We start from the raw sequence: 22,547 nt of genomic DNA on the forward strand, positions 1-22,547 counted from the left end.
CAACGTAGGCCACTCCGCCGCCCGGCCACAAACGCTCACCTTCCGGCGGCGAACTCGCCGAGGAAGGCGAGCTCCGGGCGGGTGCCAGCGGTGATGTAGGGCACGAATCACGATCTGATCCTGAAGGCGGTCGCCCACCAGGTTGCCGGCAATCCGGGGCGGCGGTGGATTCTGCTGTATGCGCAGCGGTGGCTGGCTGCGCCGGGCTGGCGTCGATGCCCCTGCGCTGCCGCTCCGCGAAGTACCCGGCTCAGGCCGTAGTCCCAGCCGCCTTCCCTTGCCCGCCCGCATGATCCATTCTGATGTCTCCATTCATGATCATCGGGTGGACGAGCCTCGTGGCGCCGCAGCCGGAGCATCCGAGCGGCGAAGAAAAGGTAGGACGCGCCATGACCGGTCAGCTGTCCGAGAATCAGCGAAGGTACAGCCCTCTGGCGATCACGGCCTGCTGCATGGGCCTGGTTCCGCTGCTGTTCGCCAGCGCGGGCTATGCCTTGCTGATAGACCTGAACATCAGACTTCTACTCCCTGCGCTGGGGCTCGCTGTCTGCGCGGTTGCCGTAGGCGTCGCGGGACTGAAGGAGATCAAGACGACCGGGCAACGTGGTCGCGGTCTGGCGATTGCCGAGTGCGTGGCTGGCGCAGCCGTATTTGCGGTCCTGGCCTTCTCCTTCCTGTATCTGATGGTGGTGGGCCCTTCGCCTGCTGGCTGCGCCCCGCCCGCCCCCTGCTGGTGAGTCGTGAACGTCGGGGCCTTGACTTCAGCAAACGTCGATGTTGCTGATGCTGGCTCAGGGCACTCCGCCGCACGTGGTTTCGGAGCTTCTCGGGCACACGTCGATTGCGATCACGAAGGACGCGTACGGGCATTTGATGGAAGGCAACCGTCGTTCGGCTGCGGAGGCCATGTCCCGTGGTCTGTACGGGCAGTGAGGCGGCCAGTGGCTCCCAGCGTGGCTCCCACAGCCGCCCCGAACCCGCTCCGGACGGATGTGAGAAAGCCCCCGACCTCGCCATTTCGGCTGGTCGGGGGCTTCTTCCTGTGCTGTGCGCCCGAAGGGACTCGAACCCCTAACCTTCTGATCCGTAGTAAGAGGCCAGGGGCATGGCCCCCGGAATCGGCCATCGACGGCCAACCAGCACAGTCCCCGATGCCCGCACGACCACGCAGGCGCGCCACCGGGCCTGGTTCGCTGCACTTCGCCGTCATCGGCACCGACCACCACAGCCATGCGGAGCAGGACGCCGCCGGCGGCCACCTTCCGATGCCGCGCCCAGTATGCCCGACCAAACCCTCGGCCCCCAGCCCAAGATCCGCTCTGGAATTACCCGCTTTCGACACTCACGTAATTCCGTGGCAACGACCCCGTTCCGCTCTGTCCGCAAAGAACGAAGGCATCAAACCCCCAAACCCAGAAGGGGCCCGCGCGCTTAAAACACTGACATTAAAACCGGCCGGCGCCTGACAGCGCCGGCCGGTTCTCGATCTCCACCGCAATCTGGTTGAAACACGCGATCAATTGAGGAGAACCTCTTCCGTGACAACGCAGCCCGCCGCTCTACACGGCATCAACCCGCAAGGCTTTTGCCTCACCATCGTGTTCACTGGCAACCTGGGCGGCGCTCTCCGCCCTGAAATGACCTGTTCGCACGGGACATCAACACACACGCCAACGGCACCTGCCCACCGGCGTACCTGCCGCACGAGTCAACCACCGGACGGAGGCGCATGACGCAGCCGCCCGATCACCACCATCAAGGGCCTCAAGAACCCGAGCAGACGACGAACTCAGACCCACAGACGCGACTTGACCAGCGCCCCCACGGTGAGGGTCCATGGACAGTCGATGACGTCGACAGCGACAACAGAACCACCTCCACCACTGTGATCGTTCCCCACCAGCCACCCGAACTCCACCCCGATGCGGCGTTCGCGCTCCTGAAGCTGCTCCAGCGCCTGACCGACCACAACGCGAACTCCCGGAAGCAGGAACCATGACCACCACGCCACCCGCGAAACACTTCGCCTTCTACGGCCGAGTATCAACTGAAGACAACCAAGACCCCGAATCGTCCAGAGGCTGGCAACTCGCCCGCGCAACCACCCTCATCCAACCCCACAACGGCCGCATCGTTGATAACTATTTCGATGTCGGACAGAGCCGTTCACTGCCGTGGCAGCGCCGTCCACACGCCAGTCGCCTACTCGCCGCGCTGCGTGACCCGAAACGGGGATTCTCCGCAGTCGTCGTCGGCGAGCCACACCGCGCCTTCTACGGCAACCAATTCAGCCTCACCGTGCCCCTGTTCGCCCACTACGGCGTCGAGCTGTGGGTACCGGAAATCGGCGGCCCCATCGACCCGGACAACGAAGCACACGAACTCGTCATGTCCGTCTTCGGCGGCATGAGCAAGGGCGAGCGCAACCGCATCAAACTCCGCGTCCGCACCGCGATGGCCTCCCAGACACTGCTCGAAGGCCGATACCTCGGCGGACGCCCCCCATACGGATACACACTCCAAGACCTCGGCCCGCACCCCAACCCCGCGAAGGCAGCCGACGGCAAACACCTACGCGGGCTCACCCCCGACCCGCAGACCGCCCCGATCGTCCGCCGAATCTTCGAGGAGTTCCTCGCCGGCTACGGACTCTTCGCGATCGCCGAAGGCCTCACCGGCAACCACGTGCCCTGCCCATCCGCACACGACCGCGCCCGCAACCCACACCGCAGCGGAATCGCCTGGTCCAAAAGCGCCGTACGCGTCATCCTCACCAACCCCCGCTACACCGGACGGCAGGTCTGGAACAAACAACGCACCGACGAGGTGCTCGTCGACGTGGACGACGTCGCCCTGGGCCACACCGGCGTCATGCGCTGGAACCCCAACACAAATGGGTGATCTCCAAAGAGATCACCCACACCCCGATCATCGACGACAACACCTTCGAGCAAGCCCAAACCCTGCTCAACAAACGCGCACGACGCCTCGACACCCCACGACGCCGCCCCCGCACACGCAACCCCTACATCTTCCGCGGCATGCTCTACTGCGCCGCCTGCCACCGCCGGATGCAAGGCCAGTACAACCACGGCGCCGCCTACTACCGCTGCCGCTTCCCCAGGAATACGCCCTCGCCAACAACGTCGCGCACCCCCGCAACGTCTACCTCCGAGAAGACACCCTCACCGAACCCCTCGACACCTGGCTCGCCACCGCATTCGCACCCGACCGCCTCGAACAAACGATCACCGCGATGACCGACGCCCAGCCGCTCGACCCACCCAATCCACTCACCGCGACAGCCCGCGCCACCATCGACGAATGCGACACCAAACTCGAACGATACCGAGCCGCCCTCGACGCTGGCGCCGACCCGGCAGTCGTCACCACCTGGATCACCGAGACACAAGCCCAACGCGCACAGGCCGAAGCCGACCTCAAGGCCACACAGACACCAACATCACACCGACTGAACCAGACCGAGATCGCCGCCATGGTCCACGCCCTCGGCAACATCACCACCGCGCTCGGCGACGCCGACCCAGCCGACAAAGCCGCCATCTACGAGCAGCTCGGACTGCGGCTGACCTACGATCCAGAAACGCAAACGGTGCGCGCCGAAGCCAACCTCAGCGCACACCGTGGGGTTATGGGTTGTGTCCGAGGGGGGACTTGAACCCCCACGCCCTATACGGGCACTAGCACCTCAAGCTAGCGCGTCTGCCATTCCGCCACCCGGACCTACTCGTACAGCCTACCCTGTCAGCCGAGGTGATCTCGTCACCGGTTCGGCCGCCCTGGTGGGCCGCACGGGGCATTACTGTACACGGCCCAGATGGATCATGCACATCGCCGCCCGCGGGACACGTTTCCGCAGGTCAGCGCAATGAAGCGGCAGCGCGAATCGAGATCGACTCCGGGATCGGGGCGTGCCGGGTAGCGTCCGAGCGTTGATTCCGGGCAGCATTGCTCATGTGTCCCACCCCTCCCCCCTGACCGCCGCGCAACACCAGGCCCTCGCCCTGCGCGGCGCGGGTGATCTGGCCACCGCCCGCCGTCTGCTCACCGACGCGATCACCGCGGCCCGACCGGCGTACGGGGAGGACCACCCCGATGTGCTGGCCACCGGCCACCTCCTCGCCCGCCTGCACCGGGAGGCAGACGACCCGGCCTCCGCCCGGCGGGTTCTGGAGGAGGCGTACGCGGCCGGCGAGCGTCGCCGTGGCGAGGCGGATCCGCTGATGCTCGCGCTCAGTTTCGACCTGGCTCAGGTGGCGGAGGAACTCGGCAACCGACACGAGGCCCGCCGCAACTTCACCCGGGTGGCCACCGCCGGGCCCGCGGTGCTCGGCCCGGACCACCCCGCGGTACGCGCGGCCCACCAGTACCTCGGCGGCTCCGCCGCCGCTCCCGGCATGCACGTCGGCGGCCCTGCCGGCGGCCCGCCGCACGGCCCGTCGGCGTTGTCCGGGCCCACCATGTCGCTGCCCGCCGTGCCCGCTACGCACCAGCCGCCGGTCGCCTCGCCTGGGCCCGGTGTCACCGCGGCGCCCCCGCCGGCACCACCGGCTCCGCTGGCGCCGGCCCCACCGCACGCCGGTTCGGCCGGTACGCAGTGGTCTCCGCGGACCGCGTCACCGTGGGCAGCGCCAGCCACCGGGCCTGGTACGCCGCTGCCTCCACCACCGATGGTTCCCGGCCCGACGCCGCCCGGTACGGCCGCCACCACGCCGCCCCTGCCACCGGCACCGGTCATCCCTGCCCCCGCCCCGGCTCCGCCGATGTCCGGCCCGTCCACCAGTTCGGGCCCGGTCAGCGGTCCGCCGGTGTCGTCGTGGGACCGCATCGCCCCTCGGGCCGCCTCGGCTCCGCCGGCGCTCGGTCAGCCGCCTGTACCGGCCTCGGCACCGCCGGTCCCGCCCCAGCCCTTCTCCGCACCGCCCTCGGCCGCCGTGTTCCCACCCTCGGTTGTCCCGCCGCCGGTGTCCGTGCCACCCGCGCCGGGCCCGGTCCCGCCGGTCGCCGGACCATCACCTCATCTGCCGCCGGCCCCGGTCATTCCGCCCCCCAGCGGGCCGCTGTCGGCGCCGCCGGCGCCCGGCGTGGCGGCTTCGCCGACCCCACCGCCTTCCACGCCGGTGGCAGCGCCGCAGCGGATTCCGGCGCAGCGCGGTCCGGCGCCTTCCTCCGCTCCGCCGTCAGCCGGTCCGCTGCCTCCGCCACCGTCGATCCCGGTGCCCGCCGCGCCAGCGGGTCCGGAGGACGCACCGATCTCTGCACCGCCGCCCACCGCGCCCGTGTCGGCAGCCCCGTCGGCGAGTCCGGCCCGGCAGTCGGCCGGCCAGCCGGCCGTGCTCGGCCAGGACACGGCCCGGTCCGGCTCGGGCGGCGACGCGCCCGCATCGCCGGCGACGTCCGCGTCGGGCTGGGACAAGCCGACCATCCAGGTGCAGCAGATCGGGCCGCTGCTGCGGGAGGAGGCGGAACGGGCGGCGGCCGCCACCCCGGCCATCCCGCCGGTCAGCGCGCCGCCGGTAGGTGACCCACCTGCGGGCGCCGCCCCGGGCAACGCCACGCCGGTCAGCGGCCCGCCCGCCAGCGCGTCGCCGGTGAGCAGCCCGCCGTTCAGCGCGCCACCGGTCAGCGGCCCGGCCGCGGGCCCGGCGCCACTCAGCAGCCCGCCGGTGAGCGCCGCGCCCCACAGCGCGCCGCCGGCGACCGGCCCAACCCACCACGCACCGCCGGTCAGCGGCCCACCTGGCGGTAGCGCGCCCTTCCACACGCCACCGGTCAGCGGGCCTCCGTCCAGCGAAGCGCCCGCGAGCGCCCCACCCGTAAGCGCCCCACCGCTGGGCGGGCCGCCCATGAGCGCCCCACCCATCAGCGGGCCGCCCGTCAGCGCCCAGCCCATGAACGGACCACCGGTGAGCGGGCCGCCCGTCGGCCCACTGCCGGGGCCGTCTGCGCCGATGCCACCGGCCGGCGGTCCGCCGATGCCACCGGTGAGTGGTCCGCCGATGCCCGCGTACCAGGCGTACCCGCCTGTCGGGGCACCGCCGGTCGGTGGGCCGCCGGTCGCGCCGCCGCCGGTGAGCGGCCCGCCGGCCGTGGCGCCGGTCAGCGCGTCGCCGGTGCCGCCGTGGGGGATGACCGTCCCGCCGTGGAGCAGTGCGGCCCCGCCGCAGCCGCTCGACCGGCCGGCCGACCAGCAGCCGGAGCCGGAGCCGCAGGACCGCGACGAGACCGGGCCGGATCCGGCGGATCCCGTGGACCCGCCGGGGCCGGAGACCGACGACGCGAGCCCGCGGCCGTTGCCGGTCTACGACGAGTTGCTGGAGTTCCCCGAGCCGGCCCGCCCGGAGCCGTTGCCCGGCCCGGCCCCGCACCCGGAGCAGGGCGCCTGGCCGGCGGTGCCGGCGCCGTTCCACCAGCCGCCCGCGTACCCGGCGCCGGTGGAGCCTGAGCCGCGCGGCCGGAACCGGACGGTGGTGGCGGTGGTGGCCGGTGTCGCGGTGGTCGCGGTGGCGGCCGTCGTCGGGGTGGGCGTGCTGGTGTTCAGCCGCGACGAGGCCCCGCCGCCGGTGGCGGGCCCGAGTGCGGCGCAGCCGAAGGTGAGCGGCCCTCCCCCGGATGACCTGCGGTTGCAGGACGGGACCACCACGATCACGATCACCTGGAAGGATCCGACCAACGGGGGTGTGCCGTTCGTGGTGGCCGGCGGCCAGGCGGGGCAGCGGCTGGGTGTGATGGCCACGGTGGACGCCGGGGAGACCCGCTACACGGTCAACGGCCTGAGCCCCAAGCTGGACTACTGCTTCACGGTGCTGGCGGTCTACTCGACGGACACCTACGCCACCTCGGGTCAGGTCTGCACCGACCGGAAGCGTGGTACGCCGCCCGGCTGACCCGCGGCTCCACCCGCGACACGCTGGGTATCCACAGGAGGACGGCGCGGGTTCACCGCTGCCGGTGGTCGGCCCCTATGATGGCTCCCGGCTCTGGGGAGGGTCGATCACGCGCGGCCCCTCCCCCCACCGACACGGGGAGGCGGCCGGCAGTGACCACCATCGAGGACGTCACGAGCCCCGGGGCGGAACCGCCCCGACCTCGTTCCCGCAGGTTGCGGGGCGGGTTGGTGACCATCGGCACGGTGGCCGCGTTGCTGGCCGCGATGGGGTTGACCGTGCTCGGCCTGGGCGCCGCCGACAACGCGGTGGCCAACTACGACGCGTCCTCCTGGTTGTGGAGCACCACCCGCAGTGAGATGGCCCGGGTCAACGGGATCACCGCTCGGGTGGACACCCGGATGGAGGTGCCCGGGGCGCGCCGGCACCAGATGCAGGTCGCCCAGACCGACCGGCTGCTGATCCTGCGGGATCTGAACACCGGCCAGGTTTCCTCGCTGGACCTGGCCACCCTCCGGATCACCGCGACCACCCCGACCACCCCGGGTCTGGGGGTGAGCGTGGCGCTGCACAAGAACGACGCGTTCGTCATCGACGCCGTGCAGGGCATCGTCCGGCAGCTCGACCCGCGCACGCTGAGCCCGGTGGGTGAGCCGGTCCGCTACCCGCCGGGCATCGCCGGTGGGGAGTTCGACGGTGCCGGCCGGCTGTGGGTCGCGGTCCCGGGCGAGGGCACCGTCTCGGCGGTCACCGCCGCCGAGCTGCCGGACAAGCCGGGGGCGGCGCCGCCGGCGGGCCTGAGCCCGAAGCAGATCGAGACGTACGAGGTGGCGGAGCCGAGCCATGAGCTGGTGGTGTCCACCCTGGACGACGGGGTGGCGGTGCTGGACCGCACCTCCGCGTCGCTGGTGACGGTGCAGGCCGGCCGGACGCAACGGGCCGACCTGAAGGGCATGACCGCCCCGGGCAGCCTGCCGCCGCGTACCAGCGGCCCGCAGGTGCCGGTCACGGTGGCCGGTGACCGGACGGTGCTCGTGGTCCAGGACGGCGGCGAGGTGCAGCAGTTCACGGTGCCCGGCGAGGGCGACGGGCTCACCGCGGCGGTGGCGTGGGCCGGCCGGTTCTACGTCGCGGACGAGCGCACCGGCACGGTTTACTCGTTCGACAGCGACGGGCAGCTCGTGGACAGCGTCAAGGGTTCCGACCGGCCCGGGCCGATGGAGCTGGAGGTCCGCGAGGATCACCTGTTCATCAACCCGCCGAACTCGGCCAAGGCGCAGGTGGTGGACGACAAGAACCAGATCCGCGAGGTCAACAAGTACGCCAACGACGTGCTCGGTGGTGACCCGCCGCCGGCTCCCCCGCCGCCGCCCCCGCCGAAGAAGCCGAAGGTGGGTAAGCCGGGCGCGCCGCGGGCCGTCACCGCCGCCGCCGGCAACGCGTCGGCGCGGGTCAGCTGGCAGGCGGCCGCCGCCAACGGCGCCGAGATCACCAAGTACGTGGTGGAGGGCGCCGGGCAGCGTCACGAGGTGGGCGCGAACCAGCGTTCGCTGGAGATCACCGAGCTGACCAACGGCGAGACGTACACGTTCGAGGTGCACGCGGTCAACGCCAAGGGTGACGGGCCGGCGAAGCGGAGCAACCCGGTCACGCCGACCGCCGAGGTGCCGGACCCGCCGGCCAGCGTCACCGCCGAGGCGCGGCCCGACGGCACCGTGCTGGTCAAGTGGCCCGAGGCCAACGGCCAGGGCAACACCATCGCCCGGTACGCGGTGACGGCCGCCTCGGCCGGTGCCACCGCCCCGGCCGGTGACTCGACGAAGACGGAGCTGGTGATCCCGGCTGGTCAGCTGGAGTACGGCACCCAGTACGCCTTCACCGTCGTCTCGGTCAGCGACAGGGGCGCGGGTTCGAAGGCGTCCCCGGTGAGCAACACGGTGGTGCCGTTCACCGCCCCGGCCGCGCCGACGGAGCTGCACGCGTCCACGGTGGCCGACAAGCCTGGCACCATCTCGGTGCAGTGGGCGCCGGCGGTGGACAACGGCCGCCCGGTCACCAAATACCTGGTGGACGTCGGTGGGAAGACCAGCGAGGTGACCGACGTGCGGGCCACGGTCGACGGGCTGGGCAACGGGCAGAACGTCACCGTGAAGGTGAAGGCGGTCAACGAGGCCGGCCCGGGCGCGGAGGCCAGCACCACCGCGCGTACGGTCGCCGCGCCCCGGGTCACCATGACCGGCTCGTCGGCGGACGCCACCTCGGTGACGGTGTCGTTCACGGTGGACGCGGGCGGCGGTAACGCCAGTTGCACGGCCGCCACCGGTGGGCAGACCGCCAGCGGGAGCTGTTCCAGCCTGCGGGTGGCCGGTCTGACGCCGGGCACGTCGTACACGGTGATGGTGACCGCGTCCAACGCCGCCGGGCCGGGCACCGCGAAGCGGGACCAGGCGACCACGGCGGTGTACGGGCGGGCGATCTGCGTGAACAACACCTCCAGCAGCGACCCCGAGCAGCACACCTGGTGCAACAACCCGGACAACGCGATGGGCGTCTTCAGCGGCACCTCGCTGAGCACCACGCAGATCGGCCGGGCCACCCACAACGGCCGCTACAAGGCGCTCTGCAAGGCCACCGGGGAAGGTGTCAACGACTACGTCTACAACCCGGGCAAGATGGGCACCAGCCCGAGCGACCGGACCTACGACTGGATCCGGATCGAGTTCGGCGGCAAGACCGGCTTCATCTCCTTCGCCTGGTTCAACCTGGAGGGCTACGACATCAACTCGACCGGTCCCCTGCCCAACTGCTGACCGTCCTGAGGAGCACCGCGTACGTGAACACCCACGAACCGCTCACCCAGCCGGAGGTGCAGGGCTTCGCCGCCCTCGCCGCCCGGCTGGCCGAGAACATCAACGCGGTCGTGCTGGGCAAGCCGCAGGTGGTCCGGCTGGCGCTGACCGCACTGTTCGCCCAGGGGCACGTCCTGCTCGAGGACGTGCCCGGGGTCGGCAAGACCACCCTCGCCCGGGCGGTCGCGGCGACGGTGCAGGGCAAGTGGCGGCGTATCCAGTTCACCCCGGACCTGCTCCCGTCGGACGTGTCCGGGGTGACCATTTTCAACCAGGCCACCCGGGCGTTCGAGTTCCACCCCGGGCCGGTGTTCGCCAACATCGTCATCGCCGACGAGATCAACCGGGCGTCGCCGAAGACCCAGTCGGCGCTGCTGGAGGTGATGGAGGAGCGGACCGTCACCGTCGATGGCGTACGGCACCCGGTGCCGCAGCCGTTCCTGGTGGTCGCCACCCAGAACCCGGTCGAGATGGACGGCACCTACCGCCTGCCCGAGGCCCAGCTCGACCGGTTCCTGGTCAAACTCTCCGTCGGCTACCCGGACGAGTCGGTCGAGGTGGAGGTGCTGCGCGGGGCCACGGTCCGCTCCCCCGACTCGCTCACCGCGATCACCGACACCGCCACGGTCGGCGAGATGGTGCGCATGGCCCGGCGGGTGCACATCGCCGAACCGCTCTACGCGTACGCGGTGCGGCTGGCCGCGGCCACCCGAAACCACCCGCAGGTCCGGGTCGGGGTCAGCCCCCGCGGCGTGATCGCCCTGACCCGCGCGGCGTGCGCGTACGCGCTGATCGACGGCCGCGGCTGGATCATGCCGGAGGACCTGAAGACGCTCGCCGAGCCGGTCTTCGCGCACCGGCTGCTGCTCACCCCGGACGCGCAGGTACGCGGCGTCACCGCCGCCGAGGTGCTGCACCAGGCGGTCGCCTCGGTGCCGGTGCCGCTGCCGTCGGGCCAGCCCGCCCCGGCGCACGGCTGAGGCGGCGCAGCGGATCGTGGGAATCACCGCCCGCGGCGTCGGGCTGCTCGCCGCCGCCGTCGTACTGCTCGGCGTCGGCTTCCGCTACGCCTACCCGGAACTGGTCGTGCTCGGCGCGGCGGCCGCCGTGGCCGTCGGGTACGCGCTGGTCAGCGCCGCCTGGCGGCCCCGACTCACGGTCGAGCGGGTCGCCGACCCGGACCGGGTGGCGCGCGGGGAGCCGGCGGCCATGACGCTGACCGTACGCAACACCGGGCGGCTGCGGTCGGCGAACCTCGTCGCCGAGGACCGCTGCGGTGCCGCGCTGGTGCCGGTTCCGCTGCTGCGCCTGCGTCCGGGTCGCGACACCGAGGTGCGCTACGACGTGCCGACCCGCCGCCGCGGCGTGGTGCCGGTCGGCCCGCTGCGGGTGACCCGCCGTGACCCCCTCGGTCTAGTCGCGCTGGCCCGCTCCTACGGGGGCACCGTGCCGGTCTGGGTGCATCCGCGTATCCACCCCCTGACGGCGGTGCCCACCGGGGCCGGACGCAGCCTCGACGGGCGCACCGACAGCGTGCCGCACGGCTCGATCACCTTCGACTCGCTGCGGGAGTACGTGGTCGGCGACGAACTGCGCCGGGTGCACTGGCGCACCAGCGCCCGGGTGGGCGAGCTGATGGTGCGGGAGAACGTGGACACCAGCCTCCCGCGGATCGTGGTGGTGCTGGACAACCGGGCCTCCGCCCACCCGCAGCGAGTGGCCGGGGTCGCGGAGTCGTTCGAGTCGGGTTGTGAGGCCGCCGCCTCGGTGCTGGCCGCCGCTGTCGGTGAGGGTCTGCCGGTGAGCCTGCTGCTGGTCGCACCCGCCGCCGAGGAGCCGGCCGGGGTCGCCGGCCCGCTGGACCGGCTCGCCGCCGTCGAACTGGCCGCCGGCGACGACGAACCGCTGCGTACCACGATGAGCCGGCTGCGGCAGGAACGGCTCGGCGACACCCTGGTCTTCCTCACCGGGCCCGGCGCCGCCGCCGACCTCGGGCACATCGGCGCGCTGCGCGGCGCGTACCCGTCGCTGGTGGTCGGGATGTTCGGTGCGGCGGGGCCGACGCCGCCGGGCGCGGCCGGCCTGCTCGTGTTGGACGCCGCCGACGGCGCCGAGTTCGCCGCCGAGTGGGACGGGATCCGCCGATGGTGACCACGACACGGGCTCCGGCCCCGCCGACCGAGCCGGCCGCCGGGCGGCCCGGTGGGCCGCTGGCCCGGCTGCTGCGGGCCGTGCCGGTGCCGCTGGCGCTGATCGCCATGATCGCGCTGGCCGGCGTGGTGCTCGGCCGGGTGTACGCCGACCCGCTGCTGGCCCGCCTGATCCTCGGCGCGGCGATCGGCTCGGTGCTGGTCAGCGTCGCCGCCCGCCGCCTGCCGTCCTGGCTGGTCGCCCCGGTGTCCGTGGCCGGCCTGGCCGGCTGGGCGCTGCTGTCGCTGCGTCTGGCGGCCAGTCACGCCGCGCTGCCCGGCAGCCTCGCCGCGGTGGCCGTGGACGCCGCCCGAAACGCCATCCCCCGGCTCCTGACCGCGATGATCCCGGTCGAGCCGGCACCGGACACCGTGCTGGTGCCGGTGGTCGCCGCCTGGCTGACCGGGTTGGTTGCCGCCGAGGTGGCGCTGCGCACCGGCCGGGTGCTGCTCGGCTACCTGCCACCGCTGCTGCTCTACGCCGGCGCCGTCTACGTGGTCGGCCCGAACGCCGACCCGGCGATCACGCCGACGATCGTGTTCATCGCGGTCGCCGCCGCCGGCCTGGCGATCCCGTCCCACCGCAACACCTCGGCCTCCGGCGACCCGGCGGCCGGCCTGGCTCCGGCGGTACGCGCCGCGGTGCGGCTGCGCCTGCTCGCCGCGAGCGCCGCCGGCGTGGTGGTGATGGTCGCGCTGGCCGCCGGGCTCGCCCCGCTGCTGGCCGCCCGGGTCAGCGACCGCCCCGTCGACCCGCGCCGCTACGTCGAGCCGCCGCAGGTGGAGTCCCTGGACGAGAACCCGCTGATCCGTATCTCCGGCTGGGCGCTGAACCCCGACCAGAAGCTGCTGGAGGTGCGCACCGAGGCCGGTGCGAAGGCGTCGCCCCGCATCCGTCTCGCGGTGCTCAGCGACTACGACGGAGTCACCTGGCGGGTCGGGGCCACCTACCGCAACGCCGGACGCATCCTGCCTGTCACCGAACCCGCCCCGGGCGTCACCACCGACACCGTACGCCAGCAGATCACCGTCGCTGACCTGGCCGGGCGGCTGCTGCCCGCCGTACCGACCCCCCGCGAGGTCACCGGCGCTCGGGTGGCGTACGACCCGGACACCGGGACGCTGATCCGCCCGGAGGGGCTGGCCTCGGGGCTGCGCTACACCGTCACCTCGGCGCGGGAACAACCGGACGTGAACCTGCTCGCCACGGCCAACGTACCGGCCGGTGACGCGGTCGCCCGGGTGTTGCAGGTGCCCGAGGGGGCCCCGGAGCCGCTGCGCCGCCTGGCCACCCAGCTCGCCGAGGAGAACGGCGCCCCGTACGCCCGCGCCACCGCCATCCAGGAGTTCCTCGCCGAGCACTACCGGGTCACCGCCGACGCGCCGAGCGGGCACGCCTACCCCAACCTGGCGTTCTTCCTGTTCGGGCCCCGTAACGGCGGCGGACAGCGGGGCACCTCCGAACAGTTCGCGGCGTCGTTCGCGGTGCTGGGCCGGCTGGCCGGGCTGCCCACCCGGGTGGTGGTCGGCTTCGCCCCCGGCGGCGACGGCCCGGTCCGCGCCGCGGACGCGTCCGCGTGGCCGGAGGTGCTGTTCGAAGGCGTCGGCTGGGTGCCGTTCGACCCGATGCCCCGTCCCGACCAGGAGCCCCGCGAGGTGGAGGCGGACTTCCGCGCCACCCCCGACAACCCGCCCCCGTCCCAGGTGCCGGAGCCGACCGCGGAGCCCACCGCCACTCCCCCGGCGGCGGCCGCACCCGGCCCCGCCGACCGCCGAGGCGGACTGAGCACCCCGGTGCTCGTCGGCGGCGGCATCGGCACGCTCGTGCTGCTGGCCGCACTCGCCCTGCTGACCCTGGCCGTACTGCGCCGCAACCTCACCCGTGCCCGACTCCACCACGGTGATCCGGGTCGGCGCATCGCCGGCGCCTGGCGGGAGCTGACCGACGCGCTGCGGCTCGCCGGCCGGCCGGCCGGCGGCGATCTGGCCGCCGCCGAGGTCGCCGAGCGGGCCCGCCGCACCCTGGCCGAGGCTCGCGCGGCGCGGCCCGGGCCGTCCGGCGCCGAGCTGGTCGACGGCGAGCCCGACGAGTTGGCCGGGCTGCTCAATCAGGTCGCCTTCGCGCCGCACACCGCCACCCCGGCCCAGGCGGACCGGGCCGCGGACCTGGCCGGAAGGTACGCCGCGGCGCTGCGCGCGACCCGCCCGTGGTGGCGGCGGCTGCTGTGGACCGTGCACCCGGGTCCGCTGCGCTGGCGCCGCTGACCGCCGGTCGGCCCGCTGCCCCTCTGCCTGGCGGCGGGCCGACCGGCGGGGGTGTCAGCGGTCGCGCCGTAGCCGGCCCGTCTCCTTGCCCTGAGCGTCGAGGAGCACCAGCACGTCGCCGTCGATCCCCGCCCGCCAGGCCGTGGCGAGCCAGACCCCCACCTCGACGTTGTCGCAACCGATCAGCGTGCTCGCTCCGGTGGTGGCGAGGAGGGCGCCACCCGGTCCGGCGATCCATCGGCCACCCTGCCCGTTGCACCCGTCGGAGCCGCGCCATCCGCCGTCGGCGCGGAACTCGACGTACGGCGTCTTCGGCCTGCCCCGTCGACCGTCGACGGGCACCCATCGACCGAGGAGGGTTTCGCGGCTCGCCGGGGCCAGGGCCGCCGGCAGGGCGGTGGCCGGCGTGAAGGCGCGCCGAGCCTCGTCGGTGACCTCGGGCGGCTCCGCCAGGGACGCCAGCATGTCCGGCCCGGGGGTCGGCTTCGCGCCGGCCAGCAACCGGGCCACCCGCTCACCCCGCTCGTCGAGCAGGATCGGACTGCCGCCCTCCACCCGGAAGGCGGCGGCCCGGCCCAGCCAGGTGTCGGCGAACTCGGAACCGGGCCGGCATTCCCCGCCGCCGGGGCCTGACGTGCCCCAGAGGTCGGCGACGAACAGGCCGCTCGCATCGGCTCGCCACGTCCCCATCTGCACACCGCAACGGCCGAACAACCGCACCTCGCCGCCGGGGGAAGCGGCGAGCCGCAGGACGTCATCCGCGCCGCCGTCGGCCTCCGTCACCGTCCACGAACCGATCAACGCGACCGGATCCTGCGGTGGTCCGAGCGCGACGGCGGAGCCAGGATCGACCTGTTCCTGCTCCGGCGCGGACCCCTCCGATCCGACCCGCTCGCCGCAGCCCGCGAGCAGCGCCCCGACCGCCACCACGGCCAGCAGATACCTGATCCGGCTCATCCGCGCCCCCATCTCCCACCGGTGTTGACTACTGCTGAGGGTTTGGACGTGGCACAGCGGCCAACGGTTGCGTCGCGCCGAAGCCCGCGCGACGCCGCACGGCCCCCGGTGGTCTCCTCCCTGTGGCGCATACGGCGGAGACCACCGCATGCCGCACATGGAGTTGACCAAGGTCTGGCCGGAGAGGCCGAGCCGGCCACCGGCGCTAACATTCACGAGTGACTTTCTCGATCGTCGCCCGCTCCGCCGATGGCCGTCTGCACGGTGTCGCCGTGGCCAGCAAGTTCCTCGCCGCTGGGGCGCTGGTCCCGGCCGCCGAGGCCGAGGTGGGCGCGGTGGCCACCCAGGCGCACGTCAACCTGGCCTACCGGTCGCAGGGCCTGGCGCTGCTGCGCACCGGGGTGGCTCCGGCGGACGTGGTCGCCGGCCTGACCGCCGCCGACCCAGGTCGCGACGAGCGGCAGCTCGGCGTGGTCGGCTCCACCGGCGATGGGGCCACCTGGACCGGGTCGTTCTGCCACCCGTGGGCCGGCGGCCAGGCCGGGGACGGCTGGGCCGCGCAGGGCAACATCCTGGTCGGCCCGCAGGTGATCGACGCGATGCGCGACGCCTGGCTGGACGGCTCGGAGCTGCCCTTCCCGCAGCGGCTGCTGACCGCGCTGCGGGCCGGCGACCGGGCCGGTGGCGACCGGCGGGGCCGGCAGAGCGCCGGCCTGCTGGTGGTACGACGCCGCGGCGGGTACGCCGGCACCGGCGACGAACTGGTCGACCTGCGGGTCGACGACCACCCGGACCCGGTAACCGAGCTGGGGCGCCTGCTCGACACGCACACCATGCTGTTCGGCAAGCCCGACCCAGCCACCCTGTACGACCTCACCGGCCCGCTCGCCGACGAGGTGGCCGCGCTGCTGGCCGCCGCCGGGCACCCGGTCGGCGTGGCCGGCCTGGACGGCGCGCTCGCCTCCTGGGCCGGGGTGGAGAACCTGGAGGAGCGCATCGTCGCCGGCCGGCTCGACCCGATCGTGTTGGAGCACCTGCGCCGCACCGCACCGCCCGGGCGTACCGGCGACTGACCCGCCGCCGTCGGTCGGGTCGTTGTCCGCCTCGGCGGCGGCCCCGGGTCAGCCGCCGAAGGTCAGCCAGCGCAGGCCGGCCCGGTCGATCAGGGCTCGCTCCCGGTCGGTGAGCGCGGCCCGCCCGGTGGCCTTGCGCATCAGGGTCAGCCGGTCCCAGCCGAGCCCGTCGGGCACCGGCCCCGACCGGGCGTCCGACAACAGGTCGGCGATCACGTCGGTCGCCGTCGGGGTCAGCCACGGCTGCCGGTGCAGCGCGTCGGCCAGGTCCAGGCCGTGCACCCCCACCTCCACCACCCGGGTACGCAGAAACTCGGTGAGCGTCATCGCGTCGCCGTGCCGGGTGCGGACCAGCCGTCCGGGCGGTTGGGCGGCCACCGCCGCGTCGGCGGACCGCCACGCCCGGGCGAAGCCGTCGGCCACCTCGCGTACGCCGGGCATCTCGCGTGCCTCCTGCTGGGCGACGTCGATGCGGGCGCGGTCCACTTCCGGGGTGAACTTGGCCGCGCCGAAGTAGCCGGCGGCATCCACCTCGGCCCGCTGCGGGGCGGGCGCGGCGAGCATGTCCACCAGGCGTCCCGCGCCGGTGCGCACGTGCGCGAGCAGGTCGCGCACCGCCCACGGCGGGCAGGGGGTGGGCCGGTCCAGGTCCGCCTCGTCGAGGCCGTGCAGCACCTCCTCCAGCCGCTCGCACTCGTCCCGGAAGGCCACGCGTACCGTTTCCATCTCGTCCTCTTCCCGTCCGGTGTCTCCGCCCCGGCCAGCCTGCCACCGGCCGTTTCGTCGCCGGTGGGCCGGGTACGCGCCGCGGGACGAGGAGAGGAGGCGCCGCACGATGGCCGGCATCATGCTCCGCAGCACCGCCTTCAACGACCACGACATGCTCCCGGGACGCTTCTCCCGGGAGGGCGGGAACGTCTCACCGCCGCTGGAGTGGTCCCAGGTCCCCGACGCGGCCGAGGAACTGATCCTGTTCGTCGAGGACCCGGACGCCGGGAAGACTCCTTTCCTGCACTGGCTGGTGACCGGGATCTCGCCCCACTCGGACGGGGTCGCCGAGGGCGGCGTGCCGCTCGGCGGCCGGGAGTGGCCCAACGGCTTCGGCACCACCGGGTGGGGTGGCCCGCACCCGCCGCAGCACGAGGACCCGCACCGGTACTTCTTCCGCCTCTGTGCGCTGGATCGCCCGCTGGAGTTGCCGGACGCGCCGCAGGTCACCGATGTACGCCAGGCGCTGCGCGACCGGGAGATCGCCAGCGGCACGATGGTGGGGACGTTCTATCGCTGACTCAGCCCTGGTCGCGGGGCACCAGGCGGTGCACCACCGCCAGGACCAACGCGGCCACCACGGCCATCGTGCCGACGATGCCGATCGCGGCGCCCGCGTACCCGACGAAGAGCGGACGGGGGGCGAGTTCGTCGGCGGGGATGTCAGCGAGCCGGACCAGCCAGGACAGCGCGAGCCCGGACGCGACGACGGCGAGCCCGCCGCCGAGGCCGAGCACGGCGGCGGCGGCCCGGTGCGCGTCGGCCAGCGAGATCGCCGCCCGCGCCCGCTGGAAGAACAGCAGCAGGAGGCCGGCGACCGCCGTCCAGGCCCCCACGACCAGGTACGCGGCGACGGCGTCGCTGGGCCGGTGCCAGCCGGCGGAGAGGGTGGCCACTCCGGCGGCGGCCGCGTAGCCGACGCCAAGGAACGCGCCTGCCGCCCGGATCTTCGGGGGTAGCACCAGGATCAGCGCGACCGCCACCGACGCGGCGACCGTGGTGTGCCCGCTGGGCAGGCTGTTGCCGGCGGCCACGCGTTCGGGGTCGATGCCGAGGTCGGGGCGGGCCAGGTGCTGCTTGAGCAGTTGGGTGCTGAGGTTGGCGCCGGCGATCAGCAGGGTGGCGGTGACGGCGAGGGCGGTGCGGCCACGGATCAGCGCGATGAAGCCGATCACCGCGGTCGCCGCCAGCAGGGACACCACCGACATGGCGTTGAGGATGCGGTTCACCGGCCCGTCGATGTGATCCTGGCCGATCCGGTTGCCGGTCAGCGCGACCGTGTCGGCCCACTGGCCGAGTGTGGTGTGCACGGCGAAGCGCCAGAGCAGGACGAGTGCCGCCACCTGGGCCAGGGCCAGTACGACCAACCAGACCGCCGTCCCGCCCCTCGCCGTCGCGCGCACCCGGACAACTCTACGGCCGATCGGCCGGCCCGCTCGTTGGGCGGTCCCCGTGGCGCGGTTAGGTTTGGGGGCGCGAGCCGAGGAGGTGACGGGTGACCAGCACACCTGAGCGGGAGCGGCCGGCCCGCGAACGGTCGGAGTCCCTGGCGGACCTGCTCGGCGGGCGGCGCGGGGCGCTGGACGCGACGCTGCCGGCGGTGGCGTTCGCCGTCGGCTGGCTGGCCGCCGGGCTGTGGGGCGGGGTGGGCGCCGCGGTGCTGGCCGGGGCGGCGGTGGCCGGTTGGCGGCTGCGGCGCGGGGACCGTCCGCGTTCGGTGCTGATCGGTCTGCTCGCCGTCTGCGTGGCCGCGCTGGTCGCGCTGCGCACCGGTCGGGCCAGCGACTTCTTCCTGGTGCAGTTGCTGTCCAACGCGGCCAGCGCGTTGGCCTGGATGGTCAGCATCGTGGTGCGCTGGCCGCTGCTCGGGGTGGTGGTCGGCACGGTGCTGGGTCAGCGGGGCCGGTGGCGGCGCGATCCGGCGCTGCTGCGCGCGTACGCGCGGGGCAGTTGGGTGTGGGTGGCGACGTACCTGCTGCGGCTGGTGGTGTTCGTGCCGCTGTGGCTCGGCGGCCAGGTGGTCGGGCTGGTGGTGGCCCGGGTGGCGCTGACCTGGCCGCTGGTGGCGGCGGCGCTGGGCGTGAGTTGGCTGGTGATCCAGCGGTCGCTGCCGGCCGGGCATCCGGGGCTGCGGCACCCGTCACCGGTGTCAGATGTGGACGGTGGGCCGGGGAAATAGAAAGAGAGGCCGCCACGGGGGGAGCGGCCTCTCCGGTGATGTACGTTACTCCCTCCACGGCCCTGATGTGATCCCGTGGCGGCCGGTTTTTCGCGGGCGTTTTCGCGGCAAGTTCGTCTACGGACGCAAGGGTGGGCCGGCGCGTCCGCTGCGTCGGCCGGACGGCCGGCCCACCCGGCCTGACCGGAATCAGGCCGTGCGCCGACCGGGCCGCTCCGTTCCCCCTTCGGCCCGGTCGGCCTCCGCCACGGGTGGGCCTGGCCACCCGTGGCGGAGTCGTCAACTCACCCCGCGGGGAAGTAGTTGCCGTAGTCGGCGTAGGCCATGGCGACGTCCGCCTGGGCCCAGAACCGGTGGTAGTTGAACGTCGGCGCGGCCCCACCCTTGAGGTACGCGTCGACCTTCGGCCAGTCCGGGTCGTTCTTGTAGAACGACCGGATGTCCAGGAAGCTCTTGCCCGCGGCGATGGCGTCGCCGTTGGGCATCTTGCCGGTCCATCCCGACGGGATGTAGAGGCCCTGGCCGTTGCTGGCGTTGTAGACGTCGTCGAAGCGGTTGTAGTCCTCCCGCGTCTCCGGCCGCGAGACGCCCTTGGCGTCGGCGGCGGCGGAGAGCGCGTCGAGCAGCCCCTTCGCGGTGGTCTTGGCGGCGGTGTTGCCGGACTTGGCCGCGTACGCGATCAGGGTCCGGGCGTAGGCCGCGGCGACGCCGACGTCCTGGCCGCCCTTGGTCACCGTGACGTGCAGGTTGGTGTTCGGCTGCGGGTTGGTCGGGTTCCAGTTGGCCGGCTGGCCGGTCCACTGCAGATCCGACGGGATCGACCAGTTGGTGCCGAGCGTGGTGTTGGCGATGGCCCACGGCACCCACTTGTCCAGCAGCGCCTTGGCCTTGGTGTTGCCGGTCTGCAGGTACAGCTCGGCGATGCGCTGCATCGACCAGGCCTGCATGCCGAACCACTGGTTGGACGGCGGGTCCCGGTAGACCGGGGCGACGTCGTAGAACATGCCGTAGAAGGTGGCGGTGCCGGACGGCGGCTGGGAGTAGCTGCCGTCCCAGCTGTTGGTGGCACCGCCGGCGATGCCGCCCTCGGCCGACTGGAGCCAGGTGTAGAACTCCAGCTGCCGGTCGAAGCTCTTCTGCCAGTCGGAGACCGCGGTCGGCGACTGGGGCTTGAGCTCGGGGGTGTTGGTCATGGCCCAGGCCGCGAACGGGTTCTGGTAGCCGAAGTGGTTGTGGCTGGAGCCGATCCGCCACGACCAGTTCTGGCTGGTGTCGTACGCGCCACCCCAGGCGTAGTACCAGGAGAGCAGGTAGTGCGCCGAGTCGCGGCCGGAGCCGGCCGGGCAGGTGGTCGGGCCGACGCAGTTGCCGATCTTCTTGAAGTACTTGTCGAACAGCGAGTACCGCAGGTAGTCACCCATCTTGGCGGCCTTGGCCACGGTCGCCGCGACGTCGGCCTGCTTGCCCTGCGCCTTGGCCCAGGTCAGCGCCCAGTACGCGGCCTGCACGGCGCGGGCGTCGGCGTCCGGGGCGTTGGTGTACTTCCACTGCTTGGCCGGGGCGTTGGACTCCTTGACGAACAGGTCGAGGTACCCGTACTGGCCGCCGTGCTTGAAGGTGTCACAGGTCGGCTGCGGCACGGTCTCCCACACCGACTCCTGCGGGCCCCGCTGGAAGGTGTTGATGTACGCCGGGCGGGTGGTGCCGTCGCCGCAGCGGCCGTAGCCGTACTTGTTGTCGACGTCCAGCAGCCAGTGCATGCCGTAGATGTCGCCGGTGCCGTAGGTGGACTGCAGCTCGGAGCGGAGCGGGTCCTGGCCGACGGACACGTCCGGCTGCAACTGCGACGGGTACTGGCTGGGCTGGTTGTACTCGGCCGCGTACTGGGCGGTGCCCGCGGCGCCGGCAGTCGGCTGGTCGGCGTGCGACGGAATGATGTACTTCTCCATCACCGTCCAGGCGCTGTTGAACGGCGCCCAGTTCTGGGTGACGCGGCCGTACTGCGCCTCAAGCCAGATCCAGAAGCTGAACGCCTCCGAGGTGGTCTCGTGACCGTAGTCGGGGGCCTCGACGATGAGCGTCTCGATCGAGTGGTACGGCACGCCCTCCGGGCTGAAGTAGCCCGAGTTCTTGATCTTGTTGTACTGGTCGAGGAACTTCTTGATGTACTCGTTGTCCCCGCCCGGCACGTCGTTGTCGATCTCGGTGACGGTGACCGTCGCGGGACTGTAGCCGGTGGCGGAGGCGGTGATGGTCGCGGTGCCGCCGACGGTGTCGGCGTCCTCCGCCGCCGCGACGGTGACGGTGACCCCGGTGCTCCAGTTGGACGACGTCAGGGTCGTCGTGGTGGGTGAGACGGTGATGTCGGGGTCACCGCTACGCGTCAGGGTCACCGGCACGTTGGCGCTCGGTGCCGCGCTCAGCTTCAGGTTGAAGGTGGCGGTGCTGCCCTCGTTCACGCTCAGCGTGGACGGGGTGGCGACCAGGGCGGGCCCGGTGGCGGGGTTGACCGTGAAGGACTTCTCCGCCACGGCGCTGGCGTCGAGGTTGTCGTACGCCTTGGCCTGCACCGTGTAGCTGCCCGCCGGCAGGCTGTCCAGGGTGTACGCGTACGGGGCGGTGGTGTCGGTGTTGACCAGCAGGCCGTTGCGGTAGAACTCGACCTTGCTGATCGTCCCGTCCGGGTCGCTGGCGGTCGCGGTCAACGGCACGCTCGCCGGCGCCACGAACGGCCCGGCCGGCACGTCGAGGGCGACCGTCGGCGGCTTGTTGGCCGGGGTGCCGCCGTTGCAGGCGACCCCGTTGAGGGTGAACGAGGTGGGCTTCGGGTTGCTGCCGGAGTAGCTGCCGTTGAAGCCGATGTTGGTCGTGGCGCCGGTGCCGAGGCTGCCGTTCCACGACTCGTTGGTCGCGGTCACCTGGTTGCCGGACTGGCTCCACTTGGCCGACCAGCCCTGGCCCACGCGCTGGCTGCTGTTCGGGAAGGTGAACTTCAGCGTCCAGCCGTTGACCGGGTCACCCAGGTTCTTGATGTCGATGTTGGCGGTGAAGCCGTCGTTCCAGTCGTTGGTCACGTACGTCACGTCGCACGCGGGGGCGGCCTGCGCGGCGCCGGCCGGCAGGGCCACCCCGCCGATGGCGACGGCGGTGGCGGCGAACATCGCCGTGCGGCGACGTCTGGCCATAAGTCTCATGCGCGGTGTCTCCTCGGACCGGGCCGGGGCCGGTAGGGCCCCGGCGGGGCGCCTCCACGCGTCGACGGGGGGTGACACGGGGGGACGGAAGCGCCCGGGAAGGTGGTCGACCCGGTCATGCCGGGCCGCGGGCGCCGCACCGGGAGTCCCGGGTGCCCTCGGCGG

The 22,547-nt window shown here is 72.9% G+C and carries 18 protein-coding genes, 1 tRNA gene and 1 pseudogene; 14 read left to right on the plus strand and 6 right to left on the minus strand.

What is annotated here, in order from left to right; genetic code table 11:
- Nucleotides 1–302 precede the first annotated feature (302 nt).
- From GA0070604_RS21140 to GA0070604_RS33200, 5 genes are all read left to right on the plus strand, one after another.
- Nucleotides 303–737, plus strand: coding sequence for a hypothetical protein (locus tag GA0070604_RS21140; protein WP_091121188.1), 435 nt, complete (start codon nucleotides 303–305; stop codon nucleotides 735–737).
- A 37-nt stretch (nucleotides 738–774) separates the two neighbouring features.
- Nucleotides 775–933 carry a site-specific integrase gene (locus tag GA0070604_RS32700; protein ID WP_167363551.1) on the plus strand — a complete coding sequence of 53 codons (159 nt, stop codon included), beginning with the start codon at nucleotides 775–777 and terminating at the stop codon, nucleotides 931–933.
- A 1,062-nt stretch (nucleotides 934–1,995) separates the two neighbouring features.
- Nucleotides 1,996–2,901, plus strand: a complete 906-nt coding sequence (locus GA0070604_RS33190; protein ID WP_208602145.1) for a recombinase family protein — start codon at nucleotides 1,996–1,998, stop codon at nucleotides 2,899–2,901.
- Nucleotides 2,898–3,260 carry a recombinase zinc ribbon domain-containing protein gene (locus tag GA0070604_RS33195; protein ID WP_208602146.1) on the plus strand — a complete coding sequence of 121 codons (363 nt, stop codon included), beginning with the start codon at nucleotides 2,898–2,900 and terminating at the stop codon, nucleotides 3,258–3,260. Before GA0070604_RS33190 ends, GA0070604_RS33195 begins: the two co-directional genes overlap by 4 nt.
- Nucleotides 3,257–3,679, plus strand: coding sequence for a hypothetical protein (locus tag GA0070604_RS33200; protein ID WP_208602147.1), 423 nt, complete (start codon nucleotides 3,257–3,259; stop codon nucleotides 3,677–3,679). The genes GA0070604_RS33195 and GA0070604_RS33200 overlap by 4 nt, the downstream gene beginning before the upstream one ends.
- On the opposite strand, the gene GA0070604_RS21155 is transcribed toward GA0070604_RS33200, so the two are convergent.
- Nucleotides 3,661–3,744, minus strand: a tRNA-Leu gene (locus GA0070604_RS21155). The two genes, GA0070604_RS33200 and GA0070604_RS21155, sit on opposite strands and share 19 nt — an antisense overlap.
- Nucleotides 3,745–3,977: 233 nt before the next feature.
- Between GA0070604_RS21155 and GA0070604_RS34385 the strand changes: the two are divergent.
- Nucleotides 3,978–4,151: pseudogene (locus GA0070604_RS34385) on the plus strand (hypothetical protein); the annotation flags it as partial.
- A gap of 887 nt (nucleotides 4,152–5,038) precedes the next feature.
- On the opposite strand, the gene GA0070604_RS32705 reads toward GA0070604_RS34385, so the two are convergent.
- A complete protein-coding gene (locus tag GA0070604_RS32705) occupies nucleotides 5,039–5,914 on the minus strand; it encodes a hypothetical protein (RefSeq protein ID WP_167363372.1) in 876 nt (291 codons plus the stop codon).
- A 106-nt stretch (nucleotides 5,915–6,020) separates the two neighbouring features.
- On the opposite strand from GA0070604_RS32705, the gene GA0070604_RS21165 reads away from it, so the two are divergent.
- The 5 genes from GA0070604_RS21165 to GA0070604_RS21185 all read left to right on the plus strand — a co-directional run bounded on the left by GA0070604_RS21165 (nucleotide 6,021) and on the right by GA0070604_RS21185 (nucleotide 14,211).
- Nucleotides 6,021–6,908 carry a fibronectin type III domain-containing protein gene (locus tag GA0070604_RS21165; protein ID WP_244162228.1) on the plus strand — a complete coding sequence of 296 codons (888 nt, stop codon included), beginning with the start codon at nucleotides 6,021–6,023 and terminating at the stop codon, nucleotides 6,906–6,908.
- A 152-nt stretch (nucleotides 6,909–7,060) separates the two neighbouring features.
- Nucleotides 7,061–9,718 carry a fibronectin type III domain-containing protein gene (locus GA0070604_RS21170; RefSeq protein ID WP_091121196.1) on the plus strand — a complete coding sequence of 886 codons (2,658 nt, stop codon included), beginning with the start codon at nucleotides 7,061–7,063 and terminating at the stop codon, nucleotides 9,716–9,718.
- Nucleotides 9,719–9,741: 23 nt separating this feature from the next.
- Nucleotides 9,742–10,737, plus strand: a complete 996-nt coding sequence (locus tag GA0070604_RS21175; protein ID WP_091121201.1) for an AAA family ATPase — start codon at nucleotides 9,742–9,744, stop codon at nucleotides 10,735–10,737.
- 16 nt (nucleotides 10,738–10,753) lie between these two features.
- The gene (locus GA0070604_RS21180; protein WP_091121205.1) at nucleotides 10,754–11,908 is read left to right on the plus strand and encodes a DUF58 domain-containing protein; all 1,155 of its coding nucleotides are present in this window, start codon (nucleotides 10,754–10,756) and stop codon (nucleotides 11,906–11,908) included.
- Nucleotides 11,902–14,211 carry a transglutaminase TgpA family protein gene (locus tag GA0070604_RS21185; protein WP_091127305.1) on the plus strand — a complete coding sequence of 770 codons (2,310 nt, stop codon included), beginning with the start codon at nucleotides 11,902–11,904 and terminating at the stop codon, nucleotides 14,209–14,211. The genes GA0070604_RS21180 and GA0070604_RS21185 overlap by 7 nt, the downstream gene beginning before the upstream one ends.
- Nucleotides 14,212–14,265: 54 nt before the next feature.
- On the opposite strand, the gene GA0070604_RS21190 is transcribed toward GA0070604_RS21185, so the two are convergent.
- Nucleotides 14,266–15,168, minus strand: a complete 903-nt coding sequence (locus GA0070604_RS21190; RefSeq protein ID WP_091121208.1) for an META domain-containing protein — start codon at nucleotides 15,166–15,168, stop codon at nucleotides 14,266–14,268.
- Nucleotides 15,169–15,386: 218 nt separating this feature from the next.
- Here GA0070604_RS21190 and GA0070604_RS21195 point away from each other — a divergent pair, with 218 nt between their 5' ends.
- Nucleotides 15,387–16,241 carry a DUF1028 domain-containing protein gene (locus GA0070604_RS21195; RefSeq protein ID WP_091121212.1) on the plus strand — a complete coding sequence of 285 codons (855 nt, stop codon included), beginning with the start codon at nucleotides 15,387–15,389 and terminating at the stop codon, nucleotides 16,239–16,241.
- A gap of 48 nt (nucleotides 16,242–16,289) precedes the next feature.
- Here GA0070604_RS21195 and GA0070604_RS21200 read toward each other — a convergent pair whose 3' ends face one another.
- The gene (locus tag GA0070604_RS21200; RefSeq protein ID WP_091127306.1) at nucleotides 16,290–16,967 is read right to left on the minus strand and encodes a maleylpyruvate isomerase N-terminal domain-containing protein; all 678 of its coding nucleotides are present in this window, start codon (nucleotides 16,965–16,967) and stop codon (nucleotides 16,290–16,292) included.
- Nucleotides 16,968–17,076: 109 nt separating this feature from the next.
- Here GA0070604_RS21200 and GA0070604_RS21205 point away from each other — a divergent pair, with 109 nt between their 5' ends.
- Nucleotides 17,077–17,529, plus strand: coding sequence for a YbhB/YbcL family Raf kinase inhibitor-like protein (locus GA0070604_RS21205; RefSeq protein ID WP_091121215.1), 453 nt, complete (start codon nucleotides 17,077–17,079; stop codon nucleotides 17,527–17,529).
- Between the two features lies 1 nt (nucleotide 17,530).
- Here GA0070604_RS21205 and GA0070604_RS21210 read toward each other — a convergent pair whose 3' ends face one another.
- Complete coding sequence (locus GA0070604_RS21210; RefSeq protein ID WP_091121218.1) at nucleotides 17,531–18,412, minus strand: phosphatase PAP2 family protein; 882 nt, start codon at nucleotides 18,410–18,412, stop codon at nucleotides 17,531–17,533.
- A gap of 92 nt (nucleotides 18,413–18,504) precedes the next feature.
- On the opposite strand from GA0070604_RS21210, the gene GA0070604_RS21215 reads away from it, so the two are divergent.
- Entirely contained in the window at nucleotides 18,505–19,188 is a 684-nt protein-coding gene (locus tag GA0070604_RS21215) for a DUF3159 domain-containing protein (RefSeq protein WP_091121221.1), read from the plus strand.
- A 284-nt stretch (nucleotides 19,189–19,472) separates the two neighbouring features.
- Here GA0070604_RS21215 and GA0070604_RS21220 read toward each other — a convergent pair whose 3' ends face one another.
- Complete coding sequence (locus tag GA0070604_RS21220; protein ID WP_208602325.1) at nucleotides 19,473–22,373, minus strand: glycoside hydrolase family 48 protein; 2,901 nt, start codon at nucleotides 22,371–22,373, stop codon at nucleotides 19,473–19,475.
- Nucleotides 22,374–22,547 lie beyond the last annotated feature (174 nt).

Source organism: Micromonospora eburnea, from assembly GCF_900090225.1.
Taxonomy (GTDB): Bacteria; Actinomycetota; Actinomycetes; order Mycobacteriales; family Micromonosporaceae; genus Micromonospora; species Micromonospora eburnea.